The sequence below is a fragment of the Streptomyces lydicus genome, assembly GCF_000717345.1.
Taxonomy (GTDB): domain Bacteria; phylum Actinomycetota; class Actinomycetes; order Streptomycetales; family Streptomycetaceae; genus Streptomyces; species Streptomyces lydicus.
In genome coordinates this window covers 146,776-159,566 of sequence record NZ_JNZA01000006.1, presented here as the reverse complement: position 1 = coordinate 159,566, position 12,791 = coordinate 146,776, and the positions used below count along the sequence as shown (strand labels likewise).

Genomic DNA, 12,791 nt, shown 5'->3' with positions numbered 1-12,791 from the left:
GGGGCTCGCTAGCCGGCGGCACGCCGGTTGGCCTTGGAGCGGGAGCGCTTTTCCACGTACATCCGCTGGTCGGCGGACTCCAGTACTTCCTCGGCGGTCATTCCGCAGCTGGCCCAGCCGATGCCGAAGCTGGCGCCGACCCGGACGGCCCGGCCCTCGACGCGGATGGGCGGGATGATCGCGTTGCGGAGGCGGACGGCGAGGTCCTGGGCGTCGGCGGTGCCGAGGCCGTCGGCGAGCACCACGAATTCGTCGCCGCCGAGCCGGGCGACGGTGTCGCCGTCGCGGACGCCGCTGGTCAGGCGGCGGGCGACCTCGATGAGTACCGCGTCGCCGGTGTTGTGCCCGAAGCGGTCGTTGATCGATTTGAAGCCGTCGAGGTCGCAGAAGAGCACCGCGAGGCCCTTGGAGCCGTCGTCGGCGGGGCCCTCGGCGGGGGCGACGAGGTGGACGTGGTGGTCGAAGGGGGCGCGGGTGTTGCCCTCGAAGCCGTCGACGCCCTCGAAGGGCTCCTTGTTGTTGGTGCGGAAGCCGTGCGGGTCGCTGGGGTGGCCGCCGGCCGAGGCGTAGGCGTCGGCCATCGATCCGGCGGGGCGGGAGCACAGCCGGGCGCCGAGGCGGGTGCGCAGTTCGGCGCTGTTGGGCAGGCCGGTCAGCGAGTCGTGGCTGGCGCGGTGCGCGAGCTGGAGTTCGTGCCGCTTGCGCTCCTCGATGTCCTCGACGTGGGTGAGGAGGTAGCGGGGGCCGTCGGCGGTGTCGGCGACGACGGAGTTGCGCAGCGAGACCCACACGTAGGTGCCGTCGCGGCGGGCGAGGCGCAGTTCGGCGCGGCCGCCCTCGGCGGAGGTGCGCAGCAGGGTGCCGATGTCCTCGGGGTGGACGAGGTCGGAGAAGGAGTAGCGGCGCAGTCCGGACGCGGTGCGGCCGAGCAGGCGGCACAGTGCGTCGTTGGTGCGGAGGAGGCGGCCGTGCTGGTCGCCGCCCATTTCGGCCACGGCCATGCCGCTGGGGGCGTACTCGAAGGCTTGGCGGAAGCTTTCCTCGCTGGCGCGCAGGGCCTGCTGTTCGCGTTCCAGGCGGACCAGTGCGCGTTGCATGTTGGCGCGGAGGCGGGCGTTGCTGATGGCGATGGCGGACTGGAACGCGTACATCTGGAGGGCTTCCTGCCCCCAGGGGCCGGGCCGGCGGCCGTTGCGGGGCCGGTCGACGGAGATCACTCCGAGGAGTTCGCCGCCGCCGTTGACGGCGGTGTACATGGGGGCGAAGAGCCGGTCCATGGGGTGCCACTCGTCGGGGAACCGGGGGGCGGGGCCGGCGGTGTGCCACTGCGGTACGTCGTCGTCGTCGAGGACCCAGCCCTCGGTGTACGGGATGAAGCACAGGTTGCCCCAGCGTTCCCCCATGGACAGCCGGCGTTCCCAGGAGGACCGCGAGCCGACCCGGCCGGCCATCAGGGCCTCGGCGCCCGCGCTGCCGGCGACGGCGGCGACGACGAGGTCGCCGTCCGGCCGGACGAGGTTGACCGCGGCCAGTTCATAGCCCAGGCCGGTGAGCGCCCCGTCGGCGACGGTCTGCAAGGTGTCCGCAAGGCTGCGTGCGGTGTTCAGCTCGGCGACCACTTGGTGCAGCTGCCGCAGGGTCGCAAGACGGACGTATGGCTCCGACTCGGTCTCCATCGCTCGCTCTCCCTGAGACCTCGACAGCAAACTCCACGATTCTTTGTCGTCCGATTCCTCGCTCACTGAATCACAGTGAGCTGTTCACTCGGTACACAGGGTCAACAATTAGCGCCTGCTGTGACTCAAGTCACAAACCGTGAGCGAGCGTTGGCGTCCCCCGACGTCCCCATTATTGGGCGGAGCCTTCACTCTTTCCACACTTTCTGAACGCAAATCACGGAGTTCGCGGGCGTTCCCGGGGCCTCGGTCGCCAGACCTAGGGCGTGCGTGGTCCCAGGGCCCGATGCGAGCCGTCCGGCGAGGAAGTTAGCGTTCGTGGCGTGTTCACGAAAACCCCTGCCGAAGCGGTGGCCGCCGGGTCCGCCGTTCCCGCCGTACCCACCGTCGCCCTCGCCTCCGTGCCGGGGAGCGTACCGATCCCGCATGCTGTGGGGGTGAGTGACGACGAGTTCCGTGCCGCCCTGTCCCGCCTCGCCGCCGGCGTGGTGCTGATCACCGCCCACGACCCGGACGACGGACCGCGCGGCGAGGACGTCGGCATGACCGCCACGGCGTTCCTGTCCGTCTCCCTCGATCCGCCGCTCGTGATGGTGAGCGTTCGCAACGACTCGCGGATGGACGACCTGCTGGAGCTTCAGCCGCTGTGGGCGGTGTCGGTGCTGTCGGGGCATCAGCGTCAGATCGCCGGACGATTCGCGATGAAGGGCCGCATCAGCGACCGACTGCTCTTCGAGGACACTCCGCACGTACGGGGCGAAGCGTCCGGGGCGCCGCTCGTCGGGGGCGCGCTGGCGACGCTGGAGTGCCGCACCGAGCAGCGGGTGGAGGCCGGCGACCACACGCTCGTCATCGGGCGGGTCCTCGCGACCTCGGTCCCCAACGAGGACGACGGGCCGCTGATGTACTTCCGGGGGAAGTACCGGCAGTTGGGGTGAGCAGGATCCGGCGGGCGCCGCGAGGGGCCGGGCCGCCGTCAGGTCCAGTCGCGGCCCTGGCGGCCGCGCTTGGTGTCGCCGCGCTGCTTCTTCTCGCGCAGTCGGCGCTCGTTGATGCCCCGTGGGATGCGTGACTTTCGGCGCGGCTTGGGCGGCGGCGCGCTCGCCTCGGCCAGCAGCGCGGCCATCCGTACGGCGGCGGTCTCGCGGTTGCGCCACTGGGAGCGGTGGTCGGAGGCCCGCACGGACAGCACGCCGTCGGTCAGCCGGCCGGCGAGCCGCTCCAGGGCGCGCTCCTTCCACACCTGCGGCAGCGCCTCGGTCCTGGCGAGGTCGAAGCGCAGCTCGACCTGACTGTCGCTGGTGTTGACGTGCTGGCCGCCCGGCCCCGAGGAACGCGAGAAACGCCAGACGAGCTCGGCCTCCGGCAGGGCGACCGAGCCGCGGATGACATAGGGCCCGGACATGCGTCCTATGATCCCCCGGACCTGGGCACCCGTCACCCTCTTTTCACGGCCCCGGGCGCGGCGCCGCCGCAGGATTCCTCCTCGGATCCGGCGCCCGGCATCAGGGTTCGGCAAAGAAAGTAAAGGGACCTGGAACCTCGCGGTCCCCTGACGGCGTTGTGGTGGGTGACGGTAGCTTCGTGCGCAGTGCTTCGCATGCCGTACGGAGCCCGACGACTCGACGCGTTGACTAGGAAAGGGACATCCCCATGGCTGTAAGCCTGTCCAAGGGCGGCAACGTCTCGCTCACCAAGGAGGCACCGGGCCTGACCGCCGTCACGGTCGGCCTCGGCTGGGACGTCCGCACCACCACCGGCACGGACTTCGACCTCGACGCGAGCGCGATCGCGGTCAACCCGAGCGGCAAGGTCTACTCGGACCAGCACTTCATCTTCTTCAACAACAAGGCCACGCCGGACCAGTCGATCGTGCACACGGGTGACAACGTCACCGGTCAGGGCGAGGGCGACGACGAGCAGATCAACGTCAACCTGGCGGCGCTGCCCGCCGACATCGACAAGATCGTCTTCCCGGTCTCCATCTACGACGCCGAGAGCCGCAGCCAGAACTTCGGCCAGGTGCGCAACGCCTTCATCCGCATCGTCAACCAGGCCGGCGGCGCGGAGATCGCCCGCTACGACCTCAGCGAGGACGCGGCCACCGAGACCGCCATGGTCTTCGGCGAGCTGTACCGCAACGGCGCGGAGTGGAAGTTCCGCGCGGTGGGCCAGGGTTACGCGTCGGGCCTGGTCGGCATCGCGAAGGACTTCGGCGTCAACGTCTGAGTCCGGCAACGGCAGGTGCGCCCGGGTCCGTGCGGGCGACACCGCCCGAGACGCCGACCCGTTTGTGGGGCCGGTCCCGTAAGGGGCCGGCCCTCGGTGTTTTCCGGGCGCCGCCGGCCGTCAGGCGACGGCGCTCTCCGTCGCCGCTCCGGGCGGGGTGGCCGGCGTCGCCACCTCGTCCAGCGACAGGCCGAGCGCGCCGGCCAGCGCGGCGACCGTGAAGAACGCCGGTGTCGGCGCCCGCCCGGTCTCGATCTTCCGCAGGGTCTCGGCGGACAGTCCCGCCGCCGCCGCGACGTCGACCATGCTCCGTTCGCCGCGCGCCGTACGCAGCAGCGCGCCGAGCCGTGCTGGCCGCCGTCCGCGCCGCGGCCGCGCCGGGGATGCGGCTGCTGGAACTCGACGAGGTGGCCCGCACGGTCCTGCGCGAGGCCGGCGCCGTCTCACCGTTCCTCGGCTACCGGCCGTCCTTCGCCCCCACCCCGTTCCCCGCCGTGATCTGCGCCTCCGTCAACGACGCGATCGTGCACGGCATCCCGGACGCGTCCCGGCTGCGCGACAGCGACCTGGTGAGCATCGACTGCGGCGCCCTGGTGGACGGCTGAGCGAGTGACGCGGCCGTAACGGGCCGCACCCCGCCGCGACTGCCGCGCCCGCGACGGGCGGCCGGGCGGCAGGCAGGGCTACTTGCCGAGCGCCCGCGCCCCGGCCTCGGCGAACTGCTCGTCGAGCGCACCGCTCGGCGCACCCGCGACCCCGATGCCGGCGACCGGCGCGCCCTCGGCCCGGACCGGGGCGCCGCCCGCCAGGAAGAGCGTGCCGGGGATGTCCTTGAGTGTCGGTGCCTGGCCCAGCCGTCCGACCAGCTCCGACGTGGGGGCGTTCCAGGACACCGCGGTGTACGCCTTCCGTACGGCCGACTCGTACGACTGCGGGCCGGCGCCGTCCCCGCGCAGCTGGACGAGCACGCTGCCGTTGCGGTCCACGACGGCGACCGAGACCTGCCGGTCCGCCTTCTTCGCGGCGTCCAGGGCGGCCTGCGCGGCCTGGGTGGCGGCGGCGAGGGTGAGGTGGGTGGTGGTACGGGTGAGGCCCTTGCCGACGGAGGTGGCGGCGGGCGCGTCGGCCTGAGCTGCCGGGGCGGCGGCCGCGGAGACGGCACCGAAGGTGCCCGCGCCGAGCAGGGCGACGGCGGCCGCGGTTCCGGCGAGGATCCGGCCGCGGCGGGAGGCGGCCGGTCGGGCGGCCCGGTCCGAGGACCGGTGGGAGGACGGGTTCGAGGTCGGGTTCGAGGTCGGGTTCATGGCGGCGCTCCTGGTGGCGGTGGCTGACTGGACTCCCATCGTCGAAGCGGCGCGGGGTCGCGCGGATCGGCGTACCGGCCGGGATCGCCGTGCATGATGGGGGACATCGGGGTCGGCCGTTCGGTTGATGCGGGCCGCTCTCCGCCCGGGTTACGACTGACGTGTGAGAGGTCGCGCCGCGCGTGCCGGCGCCCCGCCCCGTTTCGCGGGAGAGCCCGACGAGGAGATCGACGTGCACACCACACCGGAAGCGCCGGGGCCGTCGGGGCCGTCGGCGCCGCCGCGGCCCGCGGCGTCAGGGGGGTGGCCGGCGGCGGGCCCTGCGCGGGACCCCGACCCGGATGCCCGCTGGCTGGGGCCGGTCATTCACGTCGCGTTCTTCCTCCTGCTCGGCGCCTCGCTCGCGCGCTTCCTGACCCACCACCCCGGCGAACCCCGCACCCCGTGGATCATCGCGCTCGGGCTCGTCCTCGCGCTGCTCCACGTCCTCGGGCCGTCCGTCGGCTCCCCTACCGGCGACGAGCGGCGGCCCACCGCCCGGCGGATGCTCTGGCTGGGCGCGGTGGTCGCCACCTGGGTCGTCCTGGTGCTGCTCGCGCCGAGCTTCGCGTGGTGTGCGGTGCCGCTGTTCTACACGGGGCTGCGGACGCTGCCGGCCGGGGCGGCGACGCTGCTCGTGGGCCTGCTCACCGCGTTCGTCGTGGTCGCCCAGCTGCGGCTGGCCAGCGGCTTCGACCCGAACCTGCTGCTGGCCCCGCCGGCCGTCGCGGCCCTCGCCACCGCCGTGTTCGTCCACATGGAGCGGCAGGCCGGCCGCCAGCGGGCACTGATCGACGACCTCCGGCGCACCCGGCGCGAGCTGGCCGCCACGGAACGGCGCGAGGGCACCCTGGCCGAGCGGCAGCGGCTCTCGATGGAGATCCACGACACCCTCGCGCAGGGCCTGTCCAGCCAGCAGATGCTGCTCCAGGCCGCGGAGCGCACCTGGGGCACCGACCCGGCCACCGCCCGCGGGCACATCCGTACGGCCACCGAGATCACCGCCCGCAACCTCGCCGAGGCCCGCCGGTTCGTCCACGACCTCGGCCCCGCCGACCTGGCCGACGGCAGCACGCTGCCCGCGGCCCTGCGCGCCCTCGCCGCGCGGTCGGCCCGGTCGGCGGCAGCCGGCGACCCCGCCGTCCGCTTCCACCAGGACGGCACGCCCGTTCCGCTGCCCGACCGGGTGCAGTCAGCGCTGCTGCGGATCGCCCAGGGCGCCCTGGCGAACGTCCGTGAACACGCCGCCGCGACCACCGTCACCCTGACCCTCAGCTACCTCGGTGACCAGGTCGCCCTCGACATCGCCGACGACGGCCGCGGCTTCACCCCGCCGCCGGCCCCGTACGCCCCGGCCGGTGGGCCCGCCGACGCTGCCCCGTCCGCCGGGCCGGGGCGGGTGCGCGGGCACGGTCTGCCCGCCATGCACGCCCGGATGCGGCAGCTCGGCGGCACCCTCACCATTGAATCCACGCCGGGCGAGGGCACCGTCCTGTCCGCCGCTGTCCCTCTGGAGCAGACCCCATGACCCCACCCGCCGGCGACCGCGACCCCGCGCACACCCCCGTACGCCCCGTACGCGTACTGCTCTGCGACGACCACGCCGTCGTCCGCGCCGGGTTGCTCGCCCTGCTGAGCAGCGCCCCCGGCATCGAGGTCATCGGCGAGGCCGGCGACGGGGAGGAGGCCGTGGCGCTGGCCGCCGCCCTCCGTCCCGACGTGGTGCTGATGGACCTCCAGCTCGGCTCCGGCATCGACGGCATCGAGGCCACCCGCCGCATCGCCGGCCTGCCCGAGCGCGAGGCCGAGCGTGAGGCCGGGCGCGAGGTTGAGTGTGACGACGGGCGTGACGTCGAGCGTGAGGCCGGGCGTGCCGGCGGACGCGACGTCGAGCGTGAGGCGGCTGGCCGGGGTGCGGCGGGCCGGGGTGCTCCGCATGTACTCGTCCTGACCACCTACGACACCGACGCCGACATCAACCGCGCCATCGAGGCCGGCGCCACCGGCTACCTCCTCAAGGCCGAACGGCCGGAGGAACTGTTCTCCGCCATCCGGGCCGCGGCCGCCGGCCGCAGCACGCTCTCCGCGCCCGTCGCCCACCGCGTGCTGGCCCAGATGCGCAGCCCACGGCCCGGCCTCACCGACCGGGAACTCGACATCCTCGGCCAACTCGCCCGCGGGCTGAGCAATCGCGAGATCGCCCGCGCACTGTTCATCAGCGAGGCCACGGTGAAGACCCACCTGGGCCGCATCTACGACAAGCTCGGCGTGGACACCCGCGCCGGCGCCGTCTCCGTCGCCAAGGAGCAGCGCCTGCTGCCCTGACGGCCCCGACGGTGCCGACGGTGCCGACGGTGCCGACGGTGCCGACAGCATGCAGGGTCCGCCGCTCCTTCACTGCGTACCGTCCGGCCGGCCGCGCCCTTGCGCTCTTTCAGCGCCGGCCGTGGTGACCGGCCGTGGTGACCGGGCGCGGTCCGGTCAACCCTGGACGGCGGCCGCGGCGGCGCGCTCCTCGCCTTTGCGCCGTGCACGCTTGCCGAACATGGTGGTCCACACGACGAGGGCGCCGAGGACGCCGTAGATCAGGAACGGGCTGACGATCACCATGATGTCCGTGCTCAGTGTGTACGAGAGCCCGACCCGGACCGCGGCCTCCAGGCAGTAGGCCACGCCCCAGACCGTCGTCATCGTGGTGACGGTCTTGCGGAATCCTTCGAACTGCCACAGGCCGTTCCACCAGGCGGTGCTCGCGGCGGTGCCGTCGGTCGCGAACTTGCGGCCGAAGTAGAACATCAGCGGGCGCGGAGCCAGCAGCGTCGCCAGGCACAGCAGCCCGAACAGTCCGGTGACGGCGGAGTCCTTGATCAGCAGAGCTCGTTCCGAGTGCGCGCCCACCAGCGACACCACGGCCGTGATCACCAGGAACACCAGGGTGACGAGGGCGAACTCGTCGAGACGTCGGCGCCACACGAGGTGGACGACGCTGTCGAGCACCGGCCAGGCGCCGCCCGCCAGGAGCGCCGCGACCTCGCTCCAGCCGTGGTCGCGGAGTGTGTTGTACGTGATGATCGGAGCAACAACGTTGAGGGCGATGGTGAGGATCCAGCCGAGCGCGGCAGCACCCCCGGACCGGGACGGCGGCTCGGGGCGCTCCTCCGGCCGAGCGGCCCCGGCGTCCGATGCGCTCCGGGCGCCTTGCATGTGCGTGGTGTTCTGAGCGGGCACTGTTCCCCCTGAAAGGTGCCTGGCAAGCGCGGCAGCGCGAAGTAATGCGGGCCCGTGGTGAGGAACCAATGACCCACGCACAGATGATCACCAAATCCGACCGGAATGCCTAATTCCGACCACGTTATGCGCGTGAACGCGGCGCCGATAAAAGCTCATGCCCCCTTTCGTCCCGCACCACGTGGAGCCTGGTCATCGAGTTCGTGGGTGGACGCCCTCGTCGGCAGCTCGCCGCAGTCGGAGGGGAAGACGGCGTACGGCCGCGTCGGCCCCCGCCGCCCGGCCGGGCCGGTGCCCCCGTACGACAGCGTCGGCGCAGCCCGCACCGCAGGCCCGGTGCGGGCGAAGATCGGCCGGACCGGCGTGACACCCTTGAGGCGTGATCGACCTCGGCTACTCCCTCTCCCGCCGCTTCCCGGATCCGCCGCAGACGGACTACCGGACCGCGGAGGTGCGCACCCTGCGCCACGACCTCTTCTGCGGCGACGTCTACATCGCCGACACGAAGACGGACCACGAGCTGTCCACCTCATGGGGCTGGGTGCCGGTCCTCGACTTCGCATGGGCGCTGTGCGACATCGTCGAGCAGCTCGACACCGACCCCCGCGGCAGCCGCTCCTCCCGCCCGATCCACGCCGAGCTGGACTTCACCGAATCCGCCGACCGGATGCTGTTCGAGCGCCGCTTCGGGTGGGTGGACATCGACGCCGACTGGATGCCGGCCGACGAGGCCCCGCTCACCTTCAACCACTCCGCGCTGCGCCGCGAGGCCCGCGACTTCCTGCACGACCTGATCGCCGACCTGACCGACATGCACGAAGGTCTCGGCGACAACCCCGTCATCTGGGACCTCCAGGCACGCTTCCCCCGCGTCTGACCCGCCCCGCCCCACCCCTCCCCGAAGCGCCCCTGGACACCCCCGGACGCCCCCGGACACCGCGGACACCCCCAGAGGCCCCGCGCCCCCGCCCCTCACTCCACCCGTACGCCTATCTGCGCCGCGAACGCCGGTGCCAGATCCATCAGTTGGGTCGCGCTGATCACCGCACCCGACAGCCGGTCGATCCCCCGCGCGATGTCCACCGCGGCCGCACCGCGCAGGTCCACGTCCTTCATCCGCGCCTCGGAGAAGTCCGCCCGCGCCAGCGTGCAGTCGTCGAAGGTCACCCGCTCCAGCGTCGCCCCCGCGAAGTCCGCCTCGACCAGCACACACCCTTCAAAGGCGACGTCCCGCAGCTTCGCCATCCGGAGATTCGGAAAGTCGATCTTCCCGCCGCGCACCACCACCCGCTCCAGCACCGCGCCGTGCAACTGCGCCCCGCCGAGCCGGGCGTCCACCACCTCCACATCGCGCAGGGAAGCCCCGGACAGATCCGTCCCGATCCCGCGCACACCGCTCAGCACACTGTCGATGAATCGGGCCCGGCTGAGCACCGTTTCGTCGAGGCCGCAACGCCGCACCGCGCAGTCCATGAACCGCGCCCCGCGCGCCGACTGCCGCCCCCAGTCCGCGTCCGTGAACTCCAGCCCGTCGTAGTCCCCTTCGGGCTCCAGCTCCCCGCCGTCGTACGCCGCCAGCTCCGGCAACCGCACCTCCGGCCGCCGCACCGCCCGCACCACCGCTTCCTCACCGCGCCCAGCCACGCGATCACCGCCCTTCACCGTCGTCCCGTACGCGTCCCGCCGCCGCGTTGCCGCCGCCCCGTCGCCGGATCGCCGCCGCGTCGCCGCCGCCTCGTCACCGTTCCGCGCCTGCACCACCCATCGTGAACCACCCCACTGACAATCCACCCTGACCTGGGAAAACACTCCGGCGACCACTTCGACAGTTGACCTCAACCACGCTTGAGGTAGCACAGTGACGCCCACGCCCCACCGACCCAACCCCAACTCCCCAGCCCCCCAATTCCCGAATTCCCGACTTCCCCACTCCCCCTGTTCAGGAGACCCCGCCATGCACGCGATTCGGCTGCACGCCTTCGGCCCCGCGGAGAACCTCACCTACGAGACCGTCGAGGACCCCGTACCGGGCCCGGGTGAGGTCCGTATCGCCGTGGCCGCGGCCGGTGTCCACCTCCTGGACACGGCCCTGCGGGAAGGCAAACAGGGCGGCCCCCTGCCGCTGCCCGAGCTGCCGACCGTCCCGGGGCGGGAGGTCGCCGGCACGGTCGACGCACTCGGCGAGGGCACCGACCCCGCCTGGCTCGGCCGCCGCGTCGTCGCCCACCTCGGCGCGGCCCCCGGCGGTTACGCGGAACTCGCCGTCGTCGCCGCCGCACGCCTGCACCCGATTCCCGCGAACCTGGACCCCGGCCAGGCCGTGGCCATGATCGGCACCGGCCGCACCACCATGGGCATCCTGCTCTTCGCCGACCTCACCGCCGACGACATCGCCCTCGTTCCCGCGGCCGCCGGCGGCATCGGCTCCCTGCTCGTCCAACACGCCAAGAACACCGGCGCGACGGTCATCGGCCTGGCCGGCGGGCCCGCCAAGGTGGCCCGGGTCCGCGAGCTGGGCGCCGACCTCGCCGTCGACTACACCGACGACGGCTGGCCGTCCCTGGTACGCGCGTTCCTCGACGGCCGCGGCGCACCCGGCGCCACCCTCGTCTTCGACTCCGTGGGCGGCGCACCCGGGCGCGCCGCCGTCGACCTCCTCGCCCACGGGGGCCGCCATCTGGTGTTCGGCTGGTCCTCCGGCGGCGTACTCGACGGCGGCCCGCTGGAGTTCGCGGACGGCGAGCTGACGGCGCGCGGCATCACGTCCCAGCAGGTCCTCGGGCCGCCCATGCTCGCCAGGGCCGGCGGCGACGACCCGATGCGCACCCTGGAGACCGCGGCCCTCGCGGAAGCGGCGGCCGGCCGGCTGGTACCGGCGGTCCAGCCGTTCCCGCTGGCCGAAGCCCCGGCCGCCCACCGGGCCCTGGAAGGCCGCGCCACCATGGGAAAGGTCGTGTTGGTGCCCGGGGAAGGCAGCCCCGGTGCCTGACCCGGCCCGCCGCCCGACCCCGGCCCCCTACCGCACCTCACGTCACGCGACGCCACCGCTTCCCCTACCGCACCACGGCCATCTCCCGCCCCGTCGCGTTCAACCGCCGCCCGCCCGACTCCGTACACGTCACGATGTCCTCGATGCGCACCCCGAACCGCCCCGGCAGATAGATCCCCGGCTCGATCGAGAAGCACATCCCGGGTACCAGCGGCAGATGCTCGCCCTCCACCAGGTACGGCGGCTCGTGCGTGGTCACGCCGATGCCGTGCCCGGTGCGGTGGATGAAGTACTCGCCGTACCCCGCCGCCTTGATGACCCGCCGGGCCACCCGGTCCACGTCCTGGCACGCGACGCCCGGCCGTACCGCCTCGAACGCCGCCTGCTGCGCCTCCCGCACGATGTCGTGCACCTTGCGCTCCTCGGCGCCCGCCTCCCCGACGTGCACGGTCCGCGACGTGTCCGACCCGTAGCCGTCCTTCAGCCCGCCGAAGTCCAGCACGACCATGTCGCCGTCCTCGATGACCCGCTCGCCCGGCTCGTGGTGCGGATTGGCGCCGTTGGGGCCCGACCCGACGATGGTGAAGTCCACCTGGCTGTGGCCGTGCTCGACCAGCAGCCGCGCGAGGTCCGCCGCCACCTCGGACTCCCGGCGTCCGCCGAAGCGCACCCCCAGGATCTCCTCGTACGTCGCGTCCGCCGCGGCCCCGGCAGCGGCCAGCATCGCCACCTCATGGGCGTCCTTGACGGCCCGCAGCATCGGCAGCACCTCCGTCAGCCCCGCGTACGCACTCCCCGGCAGCGACCGCTGCAGCCCCAGCAGATGCAGCGCCCACGTCGCGTCGGAAACCCCGTAACGCCCCTGCGGATTCATCCACTTGGCGAGCTGCTCGTACGGATCCGAGCCGTCGCTCCACCCGGTCACCTCCAGCGCCCCGGCTCCCGGGGAGCGCTCCGCGTCCGGCTGCTCCAATACGGGCACCAGCAGCCGCGCGCGCCGCCCCGGCTCGATCACCAGGGCGGTCAGCCGCTCGGTGACCGCCGTCGGCCGGTACCCGCACAGCCACGGCAGATCCGGCCCGGGCGTCACCACCAGCCCCGCCAGCCCGGCGTCGGCGGCGGCCCGCCCCGCCCGCTCCATCCGCCGCTCGTAGTCCTCACGCGTCATCGAAGTCGTCATGCGGGCGAACTTACGCCGCCACGTGCCCGACGTCCCGTCAAAATCCACCAGGCACAGCCGCCTTCACCCAGCAGCCCACCGCACACGCTCCCCCCGGCAACGGCGACGGCAACAGCAACAGCAACAGCAACGACGATGGCCGGGGC

At 73.0% G+C, this 12,791-nt stretch carries 13 protein-coding genes and 1 pseudogene; 7 read left to right on the top strand and 7 right to left on the bottom strand.

Features of this window, described 5'->3' with window-relative positions; all coding sequences use genetic code 11:
- Positions 1 to 8 precede the first annotated feature (8 nt).
- Entirely contained in the window at positions 9 to 1,676 is a 1,668-nt protein-coding gene (cdgB, locus tag OO62_RS07220; RefSeq protein WP_033266383.1) for a diguanylate cyclase CdgB, read from the bottom strand.
- Positions 1,677 to 2,113: 437 nt separating this feature from the next.
- Between cdgB and OO62_RS07215 the strand changes: the two genes are divergently transcribed.
- Positions 2,114 to 2,614 (top strand): flavin reductase family protein, encoded by a 501-nt coding sequence (locus OO62_RS07215; protein WP_323135811.1) that lies wholly within the window; start codon positions 2,114 to 2,116, stop codon positions 2,612 to 2,614.
- A gap of 38 nt (positions 2,615 to 2,652) precedes the next feature.
- On the opposite strand, the gene arfB is transcribed toward OO62_RS07215, so the two are convergent.
- The gene (arfB, locus tag OO62_RS07210) at positions 2,653 to 3,081 is read right to left on the bottom strand and encodes an alternative ribosome rescue aminoacyl-tRNA hydrolase ArfB (protein WP_033266382.1); all 429 of its coding nucleotides are present in this window, start codon (positions 3,079 to 3,081) and stop codon (positions 2,653 to 2,655) included.
- 248 nt (positions 3,082 to 3,329) lie between these two features.
- On the opposite strand from arfB, the gene OO62_RS07205 reads away from it, so the two are divergent.
- Positions 3,330 to 3,905: a TerD family protein gene (locus OO62_RS07205; RefSeq protein ID WP_033266381.1), complete on the top strand. Its 576-nt coding sequence runs from the start codon at positions 3,330 to 3,332 to the stop codon at positions 3,903 to 3,905.
- 120 nt (positions 3,906 to 4,025) lie between these two features.
- Here OO62_RS07205 and OO62_RS07200 read toward each other — a convergent pair whose 3' ends face one another.
- A complete protein-coding gene (locus OO62_RS07200) occupies positions 4,026 to 4,241 on the bottom strand; it encodes a helix-turn-helix domain-containing protein (protein ID WP_051732851.1) in 216 nt (71 codons plus the stop codon).
- A gap of 11 nt (positions 4,242 to 4,252) precedes the next feature.
- On the opposite strand from OO62_RS07200, the pseudogene OO62_RS36370 reads away from it, so the two are divergent.
- Positions 4,253 to 4,507, top strand: a pseudogene (locus tag OO62_RS36370) (M24 family metallopeptidase); the annotation flags it as partial.
- 81 nt (positions 4,508 to 4,588) lie between these two features.
- Here the strand turns inward: OO62_RS36370 and OO62_RS07190 are convergent.
- The gene (locus OO62_RS07190) at positions 4,589 to 5,209 is read right to left on the bottom strand and encodes a GlcG/HbpS family heme-binding protein (protein ID WP_078617052.1); all 621 of its coding nucleotides are present in this window, start codon (positions 5,207 to 5,209) and stop codon (positions 4,589 to 4,591) included.
- Between the two features lie 232 nt (positions 5,210 to 5,441).
- Here OO62_RS07190 and OO62_RS07185 point away from each other — a divergent pair, with 232 nt between their 5' ends.
- Both OO62_RS07185 and OO62_RS07180 read left to right on the top strand, forming a co-directional pair.
- Positions 5,442 to 6,776: a sensor histidine kinase gene (locus tag OO62_RS07185; RefSeq protein WP_051732831.1), complete on the top strand. Its 1,335-nt coding sequence runs from the start codon at positions 5,442 to 5,444 to the stop codon at positions 6,774 to 6,776.
- On the top strand, positions 6,773 to 7,573 hold the full coding sequence (locus OO62_RS07180) for a response regulator (RefSeq protein ID WP_051732829.1): 801 nt from the start codon (positions 6,773 to 6,775) through the stop codon (positions 7,571 to 7,573). The genes OO62_RS07185 and OO62_RS07180 overlap by 4 nt, the downstream gene beginning before the upstream one ends.
- Before the next feature lie 156 nt (positions 7,574 to 7,729).
- Here OO62_RS07180 and OO62_RS07175 read toward each other — a convergent pair whose 3' ends face one another.
- Positions 7,730 to 8,452 (bottom strand): VC0807 family protein, encoded by a 723-nt coding sequence (locus tag OO62_RS07175; RefSeq protein ID WP_051732826.1) that lies wholly within the window; start codon positions 8,450 to 8,452, stop codon positions 7,730 to 7,732.
- A 403-nt stretch (positions 8,453 to 8,855) separates the two neighbouring features.
- Between OO62_RS07175 and OO62_RS07170 the strand changes: the two genes are divergently transcribed.
- Positions 8,856 to 9,353, top strand: a complete 498-nt coding sequence (locus OO62_RS07170) for a hypothetical protein (RefSeq protein ID WP_033266379.1) — start codon at positions 8,856 to 8,858, stop codon at positions 9,351 to 9,353.
- 95 nt (positions 9,354 to 9,448) lie between these two features.
- On the opposite strand, the gene OO62_RS07165 is transcribed toward OO62_RS07170, so the two are convergent.
- Positions 9,449 to 10,093 (bottom strand): pentapeptide repeat-containing protein, encoded by a 645-nt coding sequence (locus tag OO62_RS07165; protein WP_033266378.1) that lies wholly within the window; start codon positions 10,091 to 10,093, stop codon positions 9,449 to 9,451.
- 337 nt (positions 10,094 to 10,430) lie between these two features.
- Here OO62_RS07165 and OO62_RS07160 point away from each other — a divergent pair, with 337 nt between their 5' ends.
- Positions 10,431 to 11,465 carry a zinc-binding dehydrogenase gene (locus tag OO62_RS07160; protein WP_033266377.1) on the top strand — a complete coding sequence of 345 codons (1,035 nt, stop codon included), beginning with the start codon at positions 10,431 to 10,433 and terminating at the stop codon, positions 11,463 to 11,465.
- 64 nt (positions 11,466 to 11,529) lie between these two features.
- Here OO62_RS07160 and OO62_RS07155 read toward each other — a convergent pair whose 3' ends face one another.
- Positions 11,530 to 12,633 carry an aminopeptidase P family protein gene (locus tag OO62_RS07155; protein WP_077193208.1) on the bottom strand — a complete coding sequence of 368 codons (1,104 nt, stop codon included), beginning with the start codon at positions 12,631 to 12,633 and terminating at the stop codon, positions 11,530 to 11,532.
- Between the last annotated feature and the right edge of the window lie 158 nt (positions 12,634 to 12,791).

What these genes read in the sequence shown, in the direction of transcription:
- OO62_RS07180 (WP_051732829.1), top strand. Translation starts at nt 6,773, where the DNA reads ATGACCCCACCCGCCGGCGACCGCGACCCCGCGCACACCCCCGTACGC.
- arfB (WP_033266382.1), bottom strand. Translation starts at nt 3,081, where the DNA reads ATGTCCGGGCCCTATGTCATCCGCGGCTCGGTCGCCCTGCCGGAGGCC.
- cdgB (WP_033266383.1), bottom strand. Translation starts at nt 1,676, where the DNA reads ATGGAGACCGAGTCGGAGCCATACGTCCGTCTTGCGACCCTGCGGCAG.
- OO62_RS07205 (WP_033266381.1), top strand. Translation starts at nt 3,330, where the DNA reads ATGGCTGTAAGCCTGTCCAAGGGCGGCAACGTCTCGCTCACCAAGGAG.
- OO62_RS07160 (WP_033266377.1), top strand. Translation starts at nt 10,431, where the DNA reads ATGCACGCGATTCGGCTGCACGCCTTCGGCCCCGCGGAGAACCTCACC.
- OO62_RS07190 (WP_078617052.1), bottom strand. Translation starts at nt 5,209, where the DNA reads ATGAACCCGACCTCGAACCCGACCTCGAACCCGTCCTCCCACCGGTCC.
- OO62_RS07155 (WP_077193208.1), bottom strand. Translation starts at nt 12,633, where the DNA reads ATGACGCGTGAGGACTACGAGCGGCGGATGGAGCGGGCGGGGCGGGCC.
- OO62_RS07175 (WP_051732826.1), bottom strand. Translation starts at nt 8,452, where the DNA reads ATGCAAGGCGCCCGGAGCGCATCGGACGCCGGGGCCGCTCGGCCGGAG.